Here is a 14,826-nt window from a genome sequence, read left to right on the forward strand (position 1 = left end):
CGCCGACCCCGGGGGGCCGGCTACGCGCGGCTCCCCGCGGGCAGCTCGGCCCACACCGTCTTTCCCCCCGGGTGATAGCGGGCACCCCAGCGGTCCGCGAGGGTCGCCAGGATGAACAGCCCCCTGCCGGTCTCGTCGATGGTCCGGGCGTGCTGCACGTGCGGAGCGCTGGTCGCCCCGTCGCTGACCTCGCAGGTCAGCGTCGTCCCGAGGATGAGCCGCAGCCGCAGCGGAGCGTCGCCGTAGCGGACGGCGTTCCCGACGAGCTCGCTGACGATGAGTTCTGTGGTGTACCTCGTCTCCTCGTCCACCCCCCACAGCTCCAGCTGGCGGCGGGCCGCCTCCCGGGCGATCGGCGCCGCCCCGGGGTCCGCGGGCAGGTCGCGGGTCAGCACGTGGTCGTGGGGCAGCGCCGCCGTCCGCGCGAGGAGCAGCAGCGGCTCGCCGGGGCCGTCGCCGATCCCGAGCGCGGCGGCGACGCTGTCGCACACGTCCTGCAGCGACCGCTCACGGACTGCGTCCAGGAGCGGGCGCAGCGGGCCGGTGGGCGCCGTCACCTCGTCGGCGATGTCGGCCGTGCCGATGGCCAGGACGCTGCCCTCCGGGAGGTCGACGGTCGCCGCGGGGAACGGCGCCTCGCCCGGTCCGGCCAGCGGCGGCCCCGCCGTGACGGGCAGGCCGGCTGAGGTGCCGTCGGGCAGGATGCTCAGCGGTTCGGGGACGCCGGCGCAGGCGACCGTGCAGGTGAGGTCGACCGGGTCGTAGATCGCCACCGTGCAGTTGGCGGTCAGTGGCTCGTGGTCCGGGAGATCGGAGGGGGCGTATCCGGCGGCCAGCCGGGTCGCGGTGTCGTTGAGGCGGGCCAGCAGCTCGTCGGGCCGCAGGTCCAGTGCGGTGAGGGTGTGGACGGCCGTGCGCAGCAAGCCCATGGTGATCGCCGCGGTGATGCCCTCGCCGGCCACGTCACCGACGATCAGCGCGGTGCGCGCACCGGGCAGCGGGATCGCGTCGAACCAGGCCCCGCCGCCCTCGGGCCTGGGCAGGTGGACGTGCGCGAGTTCCAGCCCTGTCCGCTCGGCCGGCTCCTGGGAGAGCAGGCGGCGCTGGACGGTCTGGGCGACGACCCACTCGCGCATGTAACGGGTGACGTTGTCGATGCACAGCGCGGCGTGCGCGCACACCCCGGTCGCCACCATGAGGTCGGCTTCCTCGAAGGCCTCGCGCCCCGCGTCGCGGTAGAAGCTGACCACCCCCAGAGCCAGGCCCTGCACGACCAGCGGCGCCACGATCAGGGAGTGGGCGCCGCACCGCCTGATGACCTCGGCGCGGGCCGGATCCGCGGCCAGCCAGGGGGTGTCGTCGCCGATCGCCAGCAGGCGCGGCCGCAGGTCCGCGAGCACCTCGGAGAAGGGCGTGCCGGCCGGCATCGGGTGCACCTCCCCGGTCGCGTGGGCCGGGGCCGGGCCCGCGAAGGCCGCCCGCCGCAGGGGGATGTCCGGCTGGACGGGGACCGAGGGCGGCTCGTCGCCGCGGACGATGTCCTCGATCACCTCGATGACGGCGCTGCTCGCGAACGCCGGCACCAGCGCTTCCGCCAGCTCCCGGCAGACCGCCCCCAGGTTCCGCCGGTGCCCCACCCGCGCGCGGACGTTGTCCAGCAGGGTCAGCCGGGCCTGGGCCTTCTCGCGCTCGGTGACGTCGGCCTCGGACGCGACCAGACCGGCCACCTCGCCGTCGGGGCCCTCAAGACGGAAGTACGACACCGAGTGCGTACGCCGCCCGGGCTTGCCCGGCACCCGCAGGCCGCGGACGAGCCGGTTCACCAGCGGCTGCCCGCTGCGCAGCACCTCGTGCGCGACCGCGGACTCCTCCTCGGACCCCTCACGCTCGAACAGCTCGGTGAAACGCCGGCCCGCCAGATGCCCGGCCGGCAGGTCACCGGGCACGTGCCGGTCGGCGCCCGTACCCACCACGCGCAGCTGGTCGTCGAGGACGTGCAGGCCCACCGGGGACGGCGCGAACAGCGCCCGCAGGATCGCCGCGTCCCGCCCCGGCATGTCGTCCCCGGCCGCGAGCACCCGCCAGACCACGGAGGAGCCCCGGAGCACCGGCCTGACCAGTGCCGCGGTGGCCGCGGGGAAACCTGCCCTGCGCACCTCGTCGTCGGCGGCGACCTCCGGGAGGAGCGCGGTCACCTGCCGGCCGACGGCGTCCTCGGCGGAACACCCGAGCAGTTCCTCGGCCGGACGCCCGCACTCGATCACCCGGCCGGCCTCGTCGATGAGAACCAGCACGTCACCGCCGGTCATGCGCACGCACCTCCGCCACCATCCCTGCCCGCCGCCGACCGGCGCCAGGCCCGTCCGCCGCAGACCTGCACCGATCGGCCCAGCGGGCGGCAGCCGGGTGAGGTGTCACCGCGGGGCCGGCGGTGCGCCCGCGGACGGCTCACGAGGCGGTCGGGGCGCCCTTGCGTTCCAGCGCGGTGAGCGTGACGCCGGGCGCGATCCGGTGCTCGCCGGTGGGGGTGAAGCCACGTCGGCGGTAGAGGGCGAGGGCGGGGTGGTCGGCGGTCCCGGTGGAGACCACGGTCAGGCCGCCCCGGTCCGGTGCGGCGGCGCCGCCGCGTCCAGGGCCGTCGTGAGCCGGCTCCAGGGGCGCCGCCGTCCGTCGCTCACCGCCGCGACGCCGGTCTCGTCGTAGCGGGAGGTCGCCAGCGACCAGGTCAGGTTGCCCGCCATCAGATGGCGCATCCCGTCCACGTAGTGGTCGACGTGCTCGCGCGTCTGCCGGGGGACGCCGCGCTCGGCGAGCGTGCCGGGCAGGGCGGCGGCCAGCCGGGCGAAGCGGGCGGTGCGCGCGTTGGCGAGCGCGCTGATGTGCTCGACCGACTCCTCGACGGTGCAGCCCTTGTGGGCGCCGTGGACGACGACGCTGTTGTTGACGTCGCCGGCCGCCAGCTCCTTGACCAGCGAGATGATGTCGTTGACGAAGATCACCACGTCGCCGGTGATCTCCCGCATCTCCCGCAGGGCGGGGGAGTCGTGCAGGTCGTCGGGCAGCGCGTAGCCGCCGCACCGCTCGGTGAAGTCCAGACACGGCCGCACCCCGATGGACTCCCGCCGGATCTCCAGGAACTGATCGAGCGTCGGCAGCCGGTCGGCGTTGCGGTGGTGGGCCTCTCCCTCGTGCGCGGCCAGATACGCCCGCCAGTGCGCGCGGAACCGCAGCCGCCAGCTGCCCGGGGTGCCGGTGGTGGACCGTAGCCAGATGTCCCGGAAGCCGCGCACCAGCGGGGTGCCGGCCGCCTCCGACGACAGCGCCTCCTCGGCTCCGGGCGCCGGTAACTCCTCCTCCGCGCCCGGCAGCGGGCCGGCGCCGTCCAGCGTCATCGTGGCGGCCAGGGCGTCCACCACCCGCCGTATCTCCGCGGGGCGCGTGCCGAGGCCCCCGTCGAACTGGTCGTCGAAGATGAAGAACCAGGCGTTGAAGTCGGCGGCCAGCTCCAGGTCGGGCGCGGTGGCGTCGGGGTAGAAGTACGCCATCAGCCGCTCCAGCCGCAGGGCGTCGTATTCGGCTGCCGCGACGTCCCCGGTGAGCAGGCCCATGGCCTGCACCCACTGCAGGGTGTGCTGCCTGGCCCGCTCGGCGTGCAGGTTCAGCCGGGCCGGGAAGGGGATCCTGACGGCTGCGGCACGCCGGGTGGGGTCGTAGCGGCCGGAGCGTACGGGGCCGGAAGCGGTCTCGTCTGACATTCGCCCTCCAGGTGCCGTGAAGCGCCCGGCCGCCTGCCGCGGTTCGGGCCCGAAGTGTGCTGAGTGCCGTGGGGAGAGCGTAGGGGTAGCGCGGCCGGCGAAACCGGGCCGGAGGGGTGGTGCAGGGTGCGCGCCCGGCGCACTCGACGAGCCGCGCACGCTCCCTGTTCGACCCGGGCCGCGGGAGGTTAGCGGACCCGGCGCCCGCCGCGGAGGAAGCCGGCCAGGACGCGGCGAAGAAGGCCCGCAGTGGACTGCATATCGTGCGCGCGTGCGTACGCTGTGCGTACCCGGTGGACGGGTGAACGGGGACACCGCACCTTCGAGGGAACTGAGATGGCTTTCATCGGAGACCAACCGCCGCGGCACAGAAGACTGTTGCTGGAGCGCGAGACGGAAACCGCCGCGCTGGAGTCCCTGCTGGCCGACCTGAGCGGCCCGCCCCAGGGATCGGCCGCGGTCGGCACCGGTGGCCTGCTGGTCTTCGCCGGGCCGGCCGGGCTCGGCAAGACCACCCTGCTGGGCGAGGTGCGCCGCCGGGCGATGGCCCGCGGCTGCACGGTGCTGTCCGCGCGCGGCGGCGAGCAGGAGCAGGGCGTCGCCTTCCAGGTCGTACGCCACCTGGTGCAGCCGCTGCTCGCCACCGGTACCGAGGAGGAGCACCGCGGGGCGCTGGGGAACTGGTACGACATCGTCGCGCCCGCGGTCGGCCTGGTGGCCGGCGCCGGCAACAGCTCCCCCGACCCGCAGGGCGTACGGGACGGCCTGGACTGGATTGTCACCCGTTTCGCCGTGCAGCGCGCCCCGCTGGTGGTGATGCTGGACGACGCCCACTGGGCCGACGCCGAGTCGCTGGCGTGGCTCACCGGCTTCGCGCCGCGCGTCACCGAACTGCCGATGCTGCTCGTCGTCGCCTACCGCCCCGACGAACTCCCGCGCGACGCCATGGCGTTCGGCAGGCTGGCGGAACGGCACGGGTCGCGCACCCTGGACCTCGCGCCGCTCACCCCCGGCGCCGTCAGCCGTATCGTCCGCGACACCCTGGGCGAGGACGCCGACGAGGCCTTCTGCCGGGAGACCTGGGCGGTCACCGGCGGCAACCCCTTCGAGGCCGTCGAGCTCGCCGCCCGGGTCGCCGACCGCGGGCTCAAGCCCCAGGTCGTCCACCTGCCGGAACTGCGCGAGCTGGCCTCGGCTGTGAAGGGCGGCGGTCTGGTCGAGCGGCTCGAACGGCTCGGCACCTCCGCGGTCCGCTTCGCCTGGAGCGTCGCCGTGCTCGGCGCCGACGCCTCCTGCGGCCGGGCGGCCGGCGTCGGCGGGCTGGGCGACGCCGAATCCGCCGACGCCGTAGCGCAGTTGCGCGAGGCCCGCATCCTCGCCGGGGCGGCCCGCGACGTGCTCGAAGCGGCGGACAGCCGGCTGGAGTTCTTCCACCCGCTGGTCTCCACGGCGGTCTACCGGGCGATTCCCGCCGCCTTCCGGGTCGCCATGCACGGCCAGGCCGCCGCGGTCGTCTCCCAGGCGGGTCTGGGCGCCACCGCGGCCGCCCGCCACCTGCTGGAGACCCACCCCGAGAGCGACCCGTGGGTGGTGCAGCAACTCTCCGAGGCAGCCCGCGAGTACCAGCGGGCCGGCGCCCCCGACGCCGCCCGGCGCTGCCTGGCACGGGCGCTGCGCGAGCCGCCCGCCATGGAGGACCGCGCCCAGGTGCTCTTCGAACTGGGCTGCTCCGCGCTGCTGACGGAGCCCGCGATCACCGTCAACCACCTGCGGGCCGCACTGGACGAACCCGTCCTCACCCCCGAGCTGCGCGAGGCGATCGTCTACCGGCTGGCGCAGGCGCTCGGCCACTCCGACCGGATGGCGGAAGCGGCCCAGACAGTCGCCGACGCGGGCCGCTGGGCCACCGACGCCAAGACCCGACTGCACCTGCAGGCCGAGCAGTTCATGTGGAACGCCTTCCGCGCCGACGAGCAGGACTCGGCCGCCCGCTCGCGCAAACTCGCCCGGCTCGCCGACCATCTGACCGGGCGGGGCATCGCCGAGCGCTACATCCTGGGGCTGCGCGCCTGGGACGCGATGGTGCGCGGCGAGTCCGTGGCCACCGCGCTGCACTGGGCGGAGCAGGCACTCGGCGACGGCCTGTCGTGGACCGACGAGCTGTGGGGCTTCGAGGTGCCGGTGCTTGTGGCGCTCACCTTCATGTACTGCGACCAGCCCGGGCGCGCCGAGGACCTGTTCCACCAGGGCATCGAGGAATGCCAGGACAGGGGCTGGCGCGGAGCGCACCTGTCCTTCGGCTACACGCTGCTGGGGTACATCCGCCTCCGCCGCGGCCGGCTGAGCTCGGCCGAGACCATGGTCCGCGACGGCCTGCGGATCGCCGACCGGGTCGGGCACCAGGTGCCCGCGCAGTATTTCGCGCTCGGCATCCTCATCGAGATCCTGCTCGCCCGGGGCCGCACCGAGGAGGCGCAGGAGGTCGCGAGGACCTACCGCTACGGCGACATCGAGCCCAGCGCCGTGGTCTACCCGGACGCGCAGACGGTCCACGGCGAGCTGCTGCTGGCCCTCGGCCGGCACCGTGACGCCGAACAGCAGCTCGTCCGGGTCGGCGAGCGCCTCGACGCCCGCGGCATGCGCAACCCCGCCTGGTGCCCCTGGCCGCTGCGCCTGGCCAGGGCCAGGGAGGTCACCGACCCGGAGCGGGCCGAGGAGGTCGCCGAGGAAGGCGTCCGCAGGGCCCGCAGGTTCGGTACGCAGTCCGCCGTCGGTCAGGCGCTGCACGCGCTGGCCATGGTGACCCCCATGACCCGCCGCGCCGGCGTGCTCGCCGAGGCCGTCGCGCACCTGGAGCGCTCACCGTCCGGTTACGACCTGGCGCAGGCGCTGGTCGACCACGGCGTCACGCTGCGCCGTACCGGGCTTCCGCAGCATGCCGCGGAGCAGCTGCGCCGGGGCCTCGAAGGCGCGGTGCAGTGCGGGGCCGAGACGCTCGCGGCGCGCGCCCGCGAGGAGCTGGACGCCACCGGGCTGTGGCCGCTCAAGCCCCGCACCGCCGACGCCGACTCCCTCACCGTCCAGGAGCGCACGGTCGCCCAGTGGGCGGCGGGCGGCTGGTCCAACGCCCGGATAGCCGAGGCGCTGGGCGCCTCGGAGGCGGTGGTCACGCGGGTGCTGTCCGACATCTACCTCAAGGCCGGCTGCGACCACGCCGGGCTGCCCCGGCTGGTGGCGGGGGCCGGCGGCGAGGTGCCGTAAGCGACGGCGGTGTTCAGGAAACCGCCCGGCCTGCATAAGGTGATCGCAGCGGATGGGCAGGTCCGGCTCAGTTCCGCTCCTGGCGCCCGCTGCGGCGCGGGGGCCGCGATCGAGGGGGCAACGGCGTGAGCGACGAATTACCGCAGGTCACAGCACCGCAGACGGCAGCAGCTGGGGCGGAGCCCGGCGAGGTGGACCGGCTGCGGCAGGACCTTCCGCACAGCGCGCGGATGTACGACTACTACCTCGGCGGCAACACCAACTACGCCGTCGACCGGGACGCGGCCGAGCAGGTCATCCTGTCCTTCCCCGCCGTGCGGACGGCCGCCCGGGTCAACCGCGCCTTCGTGCACCGCTCGGCGCGGCTGCTGGCCCGCGACCACGGCATCCGGCAGTTCCTCGACATCGGCACGGGCATACCGACCGCGCCCAACCTGCACGAGGTGGTCCAGCGCGAGGCACCCGACGCCCGGGTCACCTACGTCGACAACGACCCGATCGTGCTGGTCTACGCCGACAGCCTGCTGCGCAGCTCCCCCGAGGGCGCCACGTGCTACGTCGAGGCCGATGCCACCGACCCCGTGCACCTGCTGGACGTCGTCCGGCGGGACGGCTGCCTGGACCTGACGCGGCCGGTCGGGCTGAGCCTGAACGCGCTGCTGCACTTCGTCCCGGACGACCGGGACGCCTACGGCGTGGTGAAGACGCTCGTCGGGGCGCTCGCGTCCGGCTCGTACCTGACGATCTCGCACTGCACCCCGGACTTCGCGCCGGAGGAGTGGGCGGCGATCGAGGACGTCTACACCAAGGGCGGCACGCCGCTGCAGGTCCGCAGCCGCAGCGAGGTGACGGAGTTCTTCACCGGCCTGGAACTGCTCGACCCGGGCGTGGAGGTGGCCCACCGGTGGAATCCGGAACCGGCCAGCGGGCCGAGTCTGATCACGGACGCGGACGCCTCGCTGTACGCGGGCGTGGCGCGCAAGCGCTGAACTGCCCGGCTCAGCGGTACTTCTGGCAGTAGTCCTTGAGCTTCTGCACGCAGGCGGCCGACCCGAGGGAGTTGACCATGAGGCGGTCGAAGCCCCGCTCGTAGCTGTCGACTTCCTGCCGGTCCTGCAGGTACAGGCCGCCGTTGCAGCGCTCGACGTAGACGATCGCGGGGAGTTGGTCGGCCGCGAAGTCGAACACCGTGGTCGTGCCGATCTGCACGGGGAGGTTGAGCCGGGTGGACGGGGCCAGCCGGAAGCTGATCCGCTCGTGTGCCGCGAGCTCTATCAGGTGCTCGATCTGCCGGCGCATGACCGGGTTGGTGCCGTAGCCGCGCGAGAGGGTCACCTCGTCAAGCACGCAGATGAGCCGGGCCGGGGACTCCTGCAGGAAGCGCTGGGCGCGCATGGCCCGCAGCTCCATGATCCGTTCGGCCGTCCGCGGGTTGGGCTCCAGCGAATTGGCCCTGACCAGCGCCCGGGTGTAGTCCGGGATCTGCAGCAGCCCGAGCAACTGGCCGCTCTCGTACGAGCGGATCCGCGCCGCGATGTCCTCCAGGCTGACGTAGGTCTGGAGTTCCTTGGGCGCGACGTCCCGCCAGGCCTCCCACCAGCCCTTCTTGTTGGCCTCCTGGGAGAGCGCCAGCAGGCGGTCGCGCTCGGCGGAGTCCACGACCTGGTAGATGTCGAGCAGGCTCAGGACGTCCTTCTCCTTGAAGTCGTGCTCGCCGCTCTCCAGCCGGCTGATCTTCGAGGCGGAGCAGCCGCCGATCTCCCGCGCCACCTCCTTCTCCGTCAGGCCGAGCGCGTCGCGGTGCTTCCGCAGCGTCTCACCGAAGATCATGCGCTGAGCGGTCGGCGCCCGGCCGGACAGCGGGCGGACGTGACGCACTCCGCGCGGGGTGCGGGACGGCTGGGCAGACACGGGCGGTTTCTCCCTCGCGCTGAGCGGGCGGTTTCGTGGCCCCCTCATCCTGCCTCAGTCATATGAGATCGGAAGTTGCCAATACAGGCGGCCGGTTACCGTCCCTCAGTGAACTCGTCGGCGGCCACGGCGGCAACGAATGCCCGTACTGCGGTGCATTGGAAGGCCAGAACCGCCCCTTCGGGGTCCTTCGAGTCGCGGAAGCCGATCATTTCCCGACCGATCCTGCCCATTTCCACGCACGCGCTCTGGTGGTTGCTGTATGAGCTCTTCTGCCACGCGACGGCTAAGCCGCCTGAACTGTCGGCTCCCATCAGGTGTTTCTCTTGATCCGCACCATGCTGGTGACTGCTCACGAGTCCTCTTTCCGGGTCGGGTCGGACGATCAAGGCCGCTGTCTGCAAATGCAGATGAGGCGGTCCCATGTGAAGGATGACCGGTCACCGGCGGCTTCATGCGCTCCAGGCCGACGCGGGAACGCTCCGCGGGGTGCACCGATTCTGCAAATGCGCGCCTGGGGCAACTTTTTTTGCCGGCCGCGCGCCGGAGTGCCGCAAAGCGCCGGTGGCATACGGTTCCCGGTGCCGCGCTCCGGCGCGCCGGGACGCGCACGGAGACCGCGCGTACCGCTCACCTGCGCTTACCCGGGAGGGGGCGAACCACAACATCCCCCGGTGCGGGTGCCCCTTGCACGGCGGGGTCAAGGAAGGGGCGCCGCCGTCCGGCGGGTCGGCGGCGGTGCGGCCGGGTCGCGGGCGGCTGGGTACCCGGCCCATTGTGGGGCAGGCTGGAAGCAGAAGCGGAATGCTCCCACCCGTTTCCCCGGCAGGCGCCGGACCGCCGGACGCGCCGGGCTCCCGCGTACGCCCGCACCCCGCACCGCTCCGGGGAGGGAGGACCGTTGCCAGCCCGCTCCCACCTCGCGCCGGTCCTCACCCAGCTGCACCGCGCCTCCGGGATACCGCTGCGGTCGCTGGCCGCCCGGCTGGGCCTGCCGGCCGCGGACACCGCCACGATCCTGTCGGGTGAGTGCTTCCCCGGCTGGAGCCTCACCGAGCGGTTCGCCCAGGTCTGCGGGGCCGACCCGCTGGTGCTGCGCAAGGTGTGGGAGGACGCGAGGCTCAGGGCGGCCCCGCACCGGCACCTCGACTGAGACCGCTCGCCGGCCCGTCGCCGCTCCGGGCCCGGCGGGGGCGCCGGGCGGCCGCCGTCGTGTTGCGGGCCGCCGGGACCCTTGGTGGAATCTTGGAGTAGTCAAGGGAAGGAAGACCATGGCCCGCGACATCACCAACCCCGACTTCGCGGAGCCCGGCATCGGGGCCGCGCAGAAGCAGAAGCTCTTCACCGGCAAGAACCGCGACGGCATCCCCGGCTGGGAGGTCATCCAGGACGCCGTCCAGCTGGTCGCGCTGCCCCCCGGGGCCCGCCCCGCCGGGACCGCCGGCAGCCAGGCGCTGCGGCTCAAGGGCGAGGAGCCCGGGCAGGCCGGGGCGGTCAGCCAGACCGTACGCACCACGCCAGGCCGCAGGACCACCATCAGCTGGATGGAGTCGCCCGACCTGTCCGGCGGATCCGAGCGGATCGCCGGGGAGCAGGAGTACACGGTCGTGGTCCGCCCGGTCGACACCGCCAGGGGTCCGGGGCTGAAGAAGGAGGTCTTCGCGCCGGCGGAGACGGCGGGAGCGGGCTGGTGCCGCCGCTCGGTCGAGTTCGTCCCGGCGGGCGTGAACGTGACCGTCGAGTTCAGCGCCTCCCCCCGGGGCGGCAGGGCCGCGCTCATCACCGGCCTCACCCTGTCCGCGGGTGCCGGCCGCCCCGCGCCGCCGCCCGAGGCCTTCGGCACGGTGACCGGCGGCCCCGCGAAGCCGAGCCGGGTGCCTTCCAGCTGATCCCGCGCACCACAGGGCGGCAGGCGCCCGGGCGGCTCCCGGGCGCCTGCCGCCGGCAGGGCCTACGCCTCGCGGATGTTGCGGGTGTCCGCGGCCACGCCGGCCAGGTAGTCGGCCAGTTCGACCGGCCGGCCGCGCACTCCGGGCCGGGTCTGCCAGGGCAACGGGCCCTCCGCGCGGCGGTACTCGACGCCGATCGCGTCAAGTCGCCGCAGGTGGGCGGGCAGCCGGGCGGTGAAGCCGGCGAAGTCCCGCGCCCCGGTGCACCACACGGTCTCCGCGAAGGCGCTCAGCCGCGGGAAGGCGTGGTAGTCGATGACCCGGGGGGAGTCCATCGCCTCGGTCCACAGCGCGCACTGGGCGCCGATCACCCGGTCCTGCGCGGGAGTCCCGCGCAGCTCGGCCGGCACCGGCTCGAAGGCGTGCACCTCGGCCAGCGACAGCACCGTGCCCACCGGGACCGGCTCGCGCGGGTCACCCGACTGGCGGTAGTCGAGGTAGACCGAGCGCGCCGGGCTGGTGACGACGTCATGCCCCGCCTCCGCCGCCCTGACCGCCCCGTGGTGGTCGCGCCAGGACACCACGGTCGCGCCGGGCGGCAGCCCGCCCTCCAGGATCTCGTCCCAGCCGAGCAGCCGCCGCCCGCTGCCGGTGAGCTGCGCGGCGAAGCGGCCGATGAACCAGCTCTGCAGCTCGTCCTCGCCGCCCAGACCCAGCTCGCGGATGCGGGCCTGCGCGGCGGGGCTGTCCCGCCACTGGTCCTTGGGGCACTCGTCGCCGCCGACGCTGATGTACGGGCCGGGGAAGAGCTCCATCACCTCCTCGAAGACATGGTGGAAGAAGTTCAGCGTGGGCTCCGCGACATTGAGGATGTCGGAGCCGACACCCCACCGGGTGCCGACCTCCAACGGCCGCTCGGCGTGGCCCAGTTCGGGATAGGCCGCGATCGCGGCCCGGGTGTGGCCGGGGATGTCGACCTCGGGCACCACGGTGACGTGCCGGGCGGCGGCGAAGGCGACGATCTCCCGGATGTCGTCCTGGGTGAAGTAGCCCCCGTGCGGGCGCCCGTCACCGGCCTCGTTCCAGCCGGGGGAGCTCTCCCGGCGCCACGCGCCCACCTCGGTCAGCCGCGGATAGCGCCGGATCTCCAGCCGCCAGCCCTGGTCGTCGGTCAGGTGCAGGTGCAGCACGTTGAGCTTGTGCAGCGCCAGCAGGTCGATCAGCCGCAGCACGTCCGCCTTCGGCACGAAGTGCCGTGCCACGTCCAGCAGGCAGCCGCGCCAGCCGAACCGCGGCCGGTCCTCGATCTCGACGCAGGGCACCTCCCAACCCGACTCCGGCGCCACCGCCGCCCGCCGGAAGACGGGCGGCGGCAGCAGTTGGCGCAGGGTCTGCACCCCGTAGAACGCGCCGGCGGCGTCCCCCGCGGTGATCCGCACCCCCTCGGGGGTGACGGACATCCGGTACTCCTCCGCGGCCAGCGCCCCGTCCAGGCCGAGCACGATGCCGCCCGGCCCGTCGGGGAAGGAGCAGCCGGTCGGCGGGGCCAGTTGCTCGCGCAGGACGGCGGCGACCGCCGCAAGCGCGGGCTCAGCGGAGAGCGTGGTGGCGGGCCCGAGGGCGTACGAGCCCGGCCGCGCGGCGCTGCGGGCCGGTTCGGGGATGATCACCAGGCCCCTTCCTGCCGGGGTTTCCGCCGGGGATCGTCCGCGCCGACGGCGACCGACCCGGACTCCGGGCCCCGGGGCGGGGCGCAGAGGGGGCCGCCCGCGGTGGCGGCGCGGCCGCCGGTCGGTGCGGGCGCGCCGGCCGCGACGGCAGCGGCACGGAGGGAACGTCTGCTGAGGTGCACGGGTCCTCACTTCTGCTGGGCGTTGGCGTCCTTGACTGCCTGGTCCGCGCCCTTCTGCGGGCTCAGACCACCGAGGTAGATCTGGTTGAACGTCTGGTTCAGGCCCTGCTCGGCGCCGGAGAAGCCGGGCACGATCGGCAGGTTGAAGGTCTTGCCCTTGCGTTCCTCGACGTAGGGGCCGACGTCGATGCCCTGGGCCTTCCAGTAGTCGACGTATCCCTGGCTGAGGCTGTCGATCGCCGGGAAGACGTAGCCGGCGTCGCCCATGATCTTCTGGGCGTCGGGCGTGGCCAGGTAGCGGGCCAGCTCCTTGGCCTGCGGCAGGTGCCGGGACTTGGCGTAGACCGCCTCGGACAGCCCGTTGACGTTGACCGCGCGCCCTGCGGGACCGGCCGGCATCGACGCCACGCCGATCTGGAACTTCACCGCGGGCTTCACGTACGGCAGCAGCGCGTTGTTCGCCGGGAAGATCGCGACCTGGCCGCGCTCGAACATCTCGGTGGCCTGGCCGGTCGGCGGGTTGGTCTGCGTCGCGGGCGGCGAGACGTGGTACTTGCGGGACAGGTCCACGCCCCACTGCAGAGCTGCCACGTCCTGCGGGCTGTTGAAGGCGAACTTCCCGAACGGCTTGTCGATGAGCTGGCCGCCGTTGGAGACCATCCAGTTCATCCACTGCGTCTGGTAGTGGTTCCAGGACGCGAAGCCCCAGGTCTTGACCTTCTTGGCGTCGAAGCCCGGGTCGTCGGGGTGCCGGCCCTGGTCGTCGACGGTGAGCTTGCGCAGCAGCGGCAGGAAGGTGCCGGAGCCGTCCGGCGCCCAGGTGAGCTGGTCGGGCATGGTGATGCCGGCCTTGGCGAGCAGGTCCTTGTTGTAGAGCATCGCCACGTCACCCATGTCCTTGGGCACCCCGTAGAGCTTGCCCTGGTAGGTGTAGGCGTCCACCACGGTCTTGTTGTAGATCGAGGTGTCCTTGATGTCGCCGGACAGGTCGGCGAGCACGCCCTTGGTGACGAAGTCCGGGAATTCGGTGGTCTGCATCCAGAACAGGTCGGGTGCGGTGCCGGCCACCACGTCGGCGGTGAGCTTGGTCCAGTACTGGTCGTAGGGGAGCAGCTCGACCGAGACGTCGATGTTCGGGTGGGTCGCCTCGAAGGCCTTCATGACCTTCTCCAGGCCGATCTTCTGCTGGTCGTCCCAGGTGCGGTAGACCAGGTGGGTCCTGCCGCCGGCGCCCGACGAGCCGCCGCCGCAGGCGGTGGCGGCCGCCACCAGGACTATTCCGGTCGCGGCGGCTGCCAGCCGCCTGCCGAGGGTTCTTCTGGCGATTCCCTGCATGACACACCTCACTTGAGACCCGTGAGCACCACGGAGCGGACGATGAATCTCTGGAAGGACAGGAAGATGACGACCATGGGGAACAGCGCGACGAGGCTGCCGGCCATCATGAGGTTGTAGTCGCCGCCGATGCTCTGCCGGAGCGTGGCGATGGCGACGGTGGCCACCTTGGTGTCGTCGCCGCTGGAGATGATCAGCGGCCACAGGAAGTTGTTCCAGCTCTGGACGGTGGTGATGATCGCCAGCGTGCCGAGTGCCGGCCGGGACAGCGGCAGCAGGATCCGCCACAGGACGGTCAGCGGACCGGCGCCGTCGATACGGGCCGCGTCCTCCAGGTCGGTGGGGATGGTGCGGAAGAACTGCCGCATCAGGAAGATCCCGTACGGCGTGCCGAGGATGTACGGGGCCAGCAGCCCGAACCAGGTGTTGACCAGGTGCAGCTGACGCATGATCAGGAACAGCGGGATCATGGTGACGACGTTCGGCACCATCATCGTCGCCAGGTAGCACCAGAACAGGACCTCGCGGCCGCGGAACTCCATCCGGGCGAAGGCGTAGGCGGCGAAGGTGGTGAAGGTCAGCTGCCCCACCGTCAGCACCGCCGTCATCAGCGCGGTGTGGCCGACGTAGGTCAGGAAACCGGAGTCGGCCAGCCGGTGCAGGCTGTCGAGCGACGGCGGTACGGCCGGCAGCCAGGGCTTGGTGGAGTAGAGGTCGCTTCGGGTCTTGAAGGTGGTCAGCACCACCAGCAGATAGGGGAAGAGGGTCAGAAAGGCGCCGACGCTCAGCACCCCGTAGATCGCGGGCTTCTTCATCGAGCCTC

The 14,826-nt window shown here is 73.0% G+C and carries 12 protein-coding genes; 4 read left to right on the top strand and 8 right to left on the bottom strand.

The window, feature by feature from the left end; all coding sequences use genetic code 11:
• Positions 1-20: 20 nt before the first annotated feature.
• The 3 genes from OG702_RS28985 to OG702_RS28995 form a co-directional block, all read right to left on the bottom strand.
• Positions 21-2,309: an ATP-binding SpoIIE family protein phosphatase gene (locus tag OG702_RS28985; RefSeq protein WP_327291887.1), complete on the bottom strand. Its 2,289-nt coding sequence runs from the start codon at positions 2,307-2,309 to the stop codon at positions 21-23.
• Between the two features lie 139 nt (positions 2,310-2,448).
• Complete coding sequence (locus OG702_RS28990; protein WP_327291888.1) at positions 2,449-2,589, bottom strand: hypothetical protein; 141 nt, start codon at positions 2,587-2,589, stop codon at positions 2,449-2,451.
• A 2-nt stretch (positions 2,590-2,591) separates the two neighbouring features.
• Complete coding sequence (locus OG702_RS28995) at positions 2,592-3,755, bottom strand: isoafricanol synthase (protein ID WP_327291889.1); 1,164 nt, start codon at positions 3,753-3,755, stop codon at positions 2,592-2,594.
• A 336-nt stretch (positions 3,756-4,091) separates the two neighbouring features.
• Here OG702_RS28995 and OG702_RS29000 point away from each other — a divergent pair, with 336 nt between their 5' ends.
• Both OG702_RS29000 and OG702_RS29005 read left to right on the top strand, forming a co-directional pair.
• Entirely contained in the window at positions 4,092-7,016 is a 2,925-nt protein-coding gene (locus OG702_RS29000; protein WP_327291890.1) for an ATP-binding protein, read from the top strand.
• A gap of 191 nt (positions 7,017-7,207) precedes the next feature.
• Entirely contained in the window at positions 7,208-8,005 is a 798-nt protein-coding gene (locus OG702_RS29005) for an SAM-dependent methyltransferase (protein ID WP_327293419.1), read from the top strand.
• 10 nt (positions 8,006-8,015) lie between these two features.
• On the opposite strand, the gene OG702_RS29010 is transcribed toward OG702_RS29005, so the two are convergent.
• The gene (locus tag OG702_RS29010; protein WP_327291891.1) at positions 8,016-8,927 is read right to left on the bottom strand and encodes a helix-turn-helix domain-containing protein; all 912 of its coding nucleotides are present in this window, start codon (positions 8,925-8,927) and stop codon (positions 8,016-8,018) included.
• A gap of 95 nt (positions 8,928-9,022) precedes the next feature.
• Complete coding sequence (locus OG702_RS29015) at positions 9,023-9,283, bottom strand: DUF397 domain-containing protein (protein ID WP_327291892.1); 261 nt, start codon at positions 9,281-9,283, stop codon at positions 9,023-9,025.
• 545 nt (positions 9,284-9,828) lie between these two features.
• On the opposite strand from OG702_RS29015, the gene OG702_RS29020 reads away from it, so the two are divergent.
• Positions 9,829-10,080 carry a helix-turn-helix domain-containing protein gene (locus tag OG702_RS29020; protein WP_327291893.1) on the top strand — a complete coding sequence of 84 codons (252 nt, stop codon included), beginning with the start codon at positions 9,829-9,831 and terminating at the stop codon, positions 10,078-10,080.
• Between the two features lie 118 nt (positions 10,081-10,198).
• Entirely contained in the window at positions 10,199-10,816 is a 618-nt protein-coding gene (locus tag OG702_RS29025; RefSeq protein WP_327291894.1) for a DUF642 domain-containing protein, read from the top strand.
• A 62-nt stretch (positions 10,817-10,878) separates the two neighbouring features.
• On the opposite strand, the gene OG702_RS29030 is transcribed toward OG702_RS29025, so the two are convergent.
• From OG702_RS29030 to OG702_RS29040, 3 genes are all read right to left on the bottom strand, one after another.
• Positions 10,879-12,486, bottom strand: a complete 1,608-nt coding sequence (locus tag OG702_RS29030) for a beta-N-acetylhexosaminidase (RefSeq protein WP_327291895.1) — start codon at positions 12,484-12,486, stop codon at positions 10,879-10,881.
• A gap of 188 nt (positions 12,487-12,674) precedes the next feature.
• Positions 12,675-14,003, bottom strand: a complete 1,329-nt coding sequence (locus tag OG702_RS29035; RefSeq protein WP_327291896.1) for an ABC transporter substrate-binding protein — start codon at positions 14,001-14,003, stop codon at positions 12,675-12,677.
• An 8-nt stretch (positions 14,004-14,011) separates the two neighbouring features.
• A complete protein-coding gene (locus tag OG702_RS29040; protein ID WP_327291897.1) occupies positions 14,012-14,818 on the bottom strand; it encodes a carbohydrate ABC transporter permease in 807 nt (268 codons plus the stop codon).
• Positions 14,819-14,826 lie beyond the last annotated feature (8 nt).

It is taken from the genome of Streptomyces sp. NBC_01198 (assembly GCF_036010485.1).
GTDB lineage: Bacteria > Actinomycetota > Actinomycetes > Streptomycetales > Streptomycetaceae > Actinacidiphila.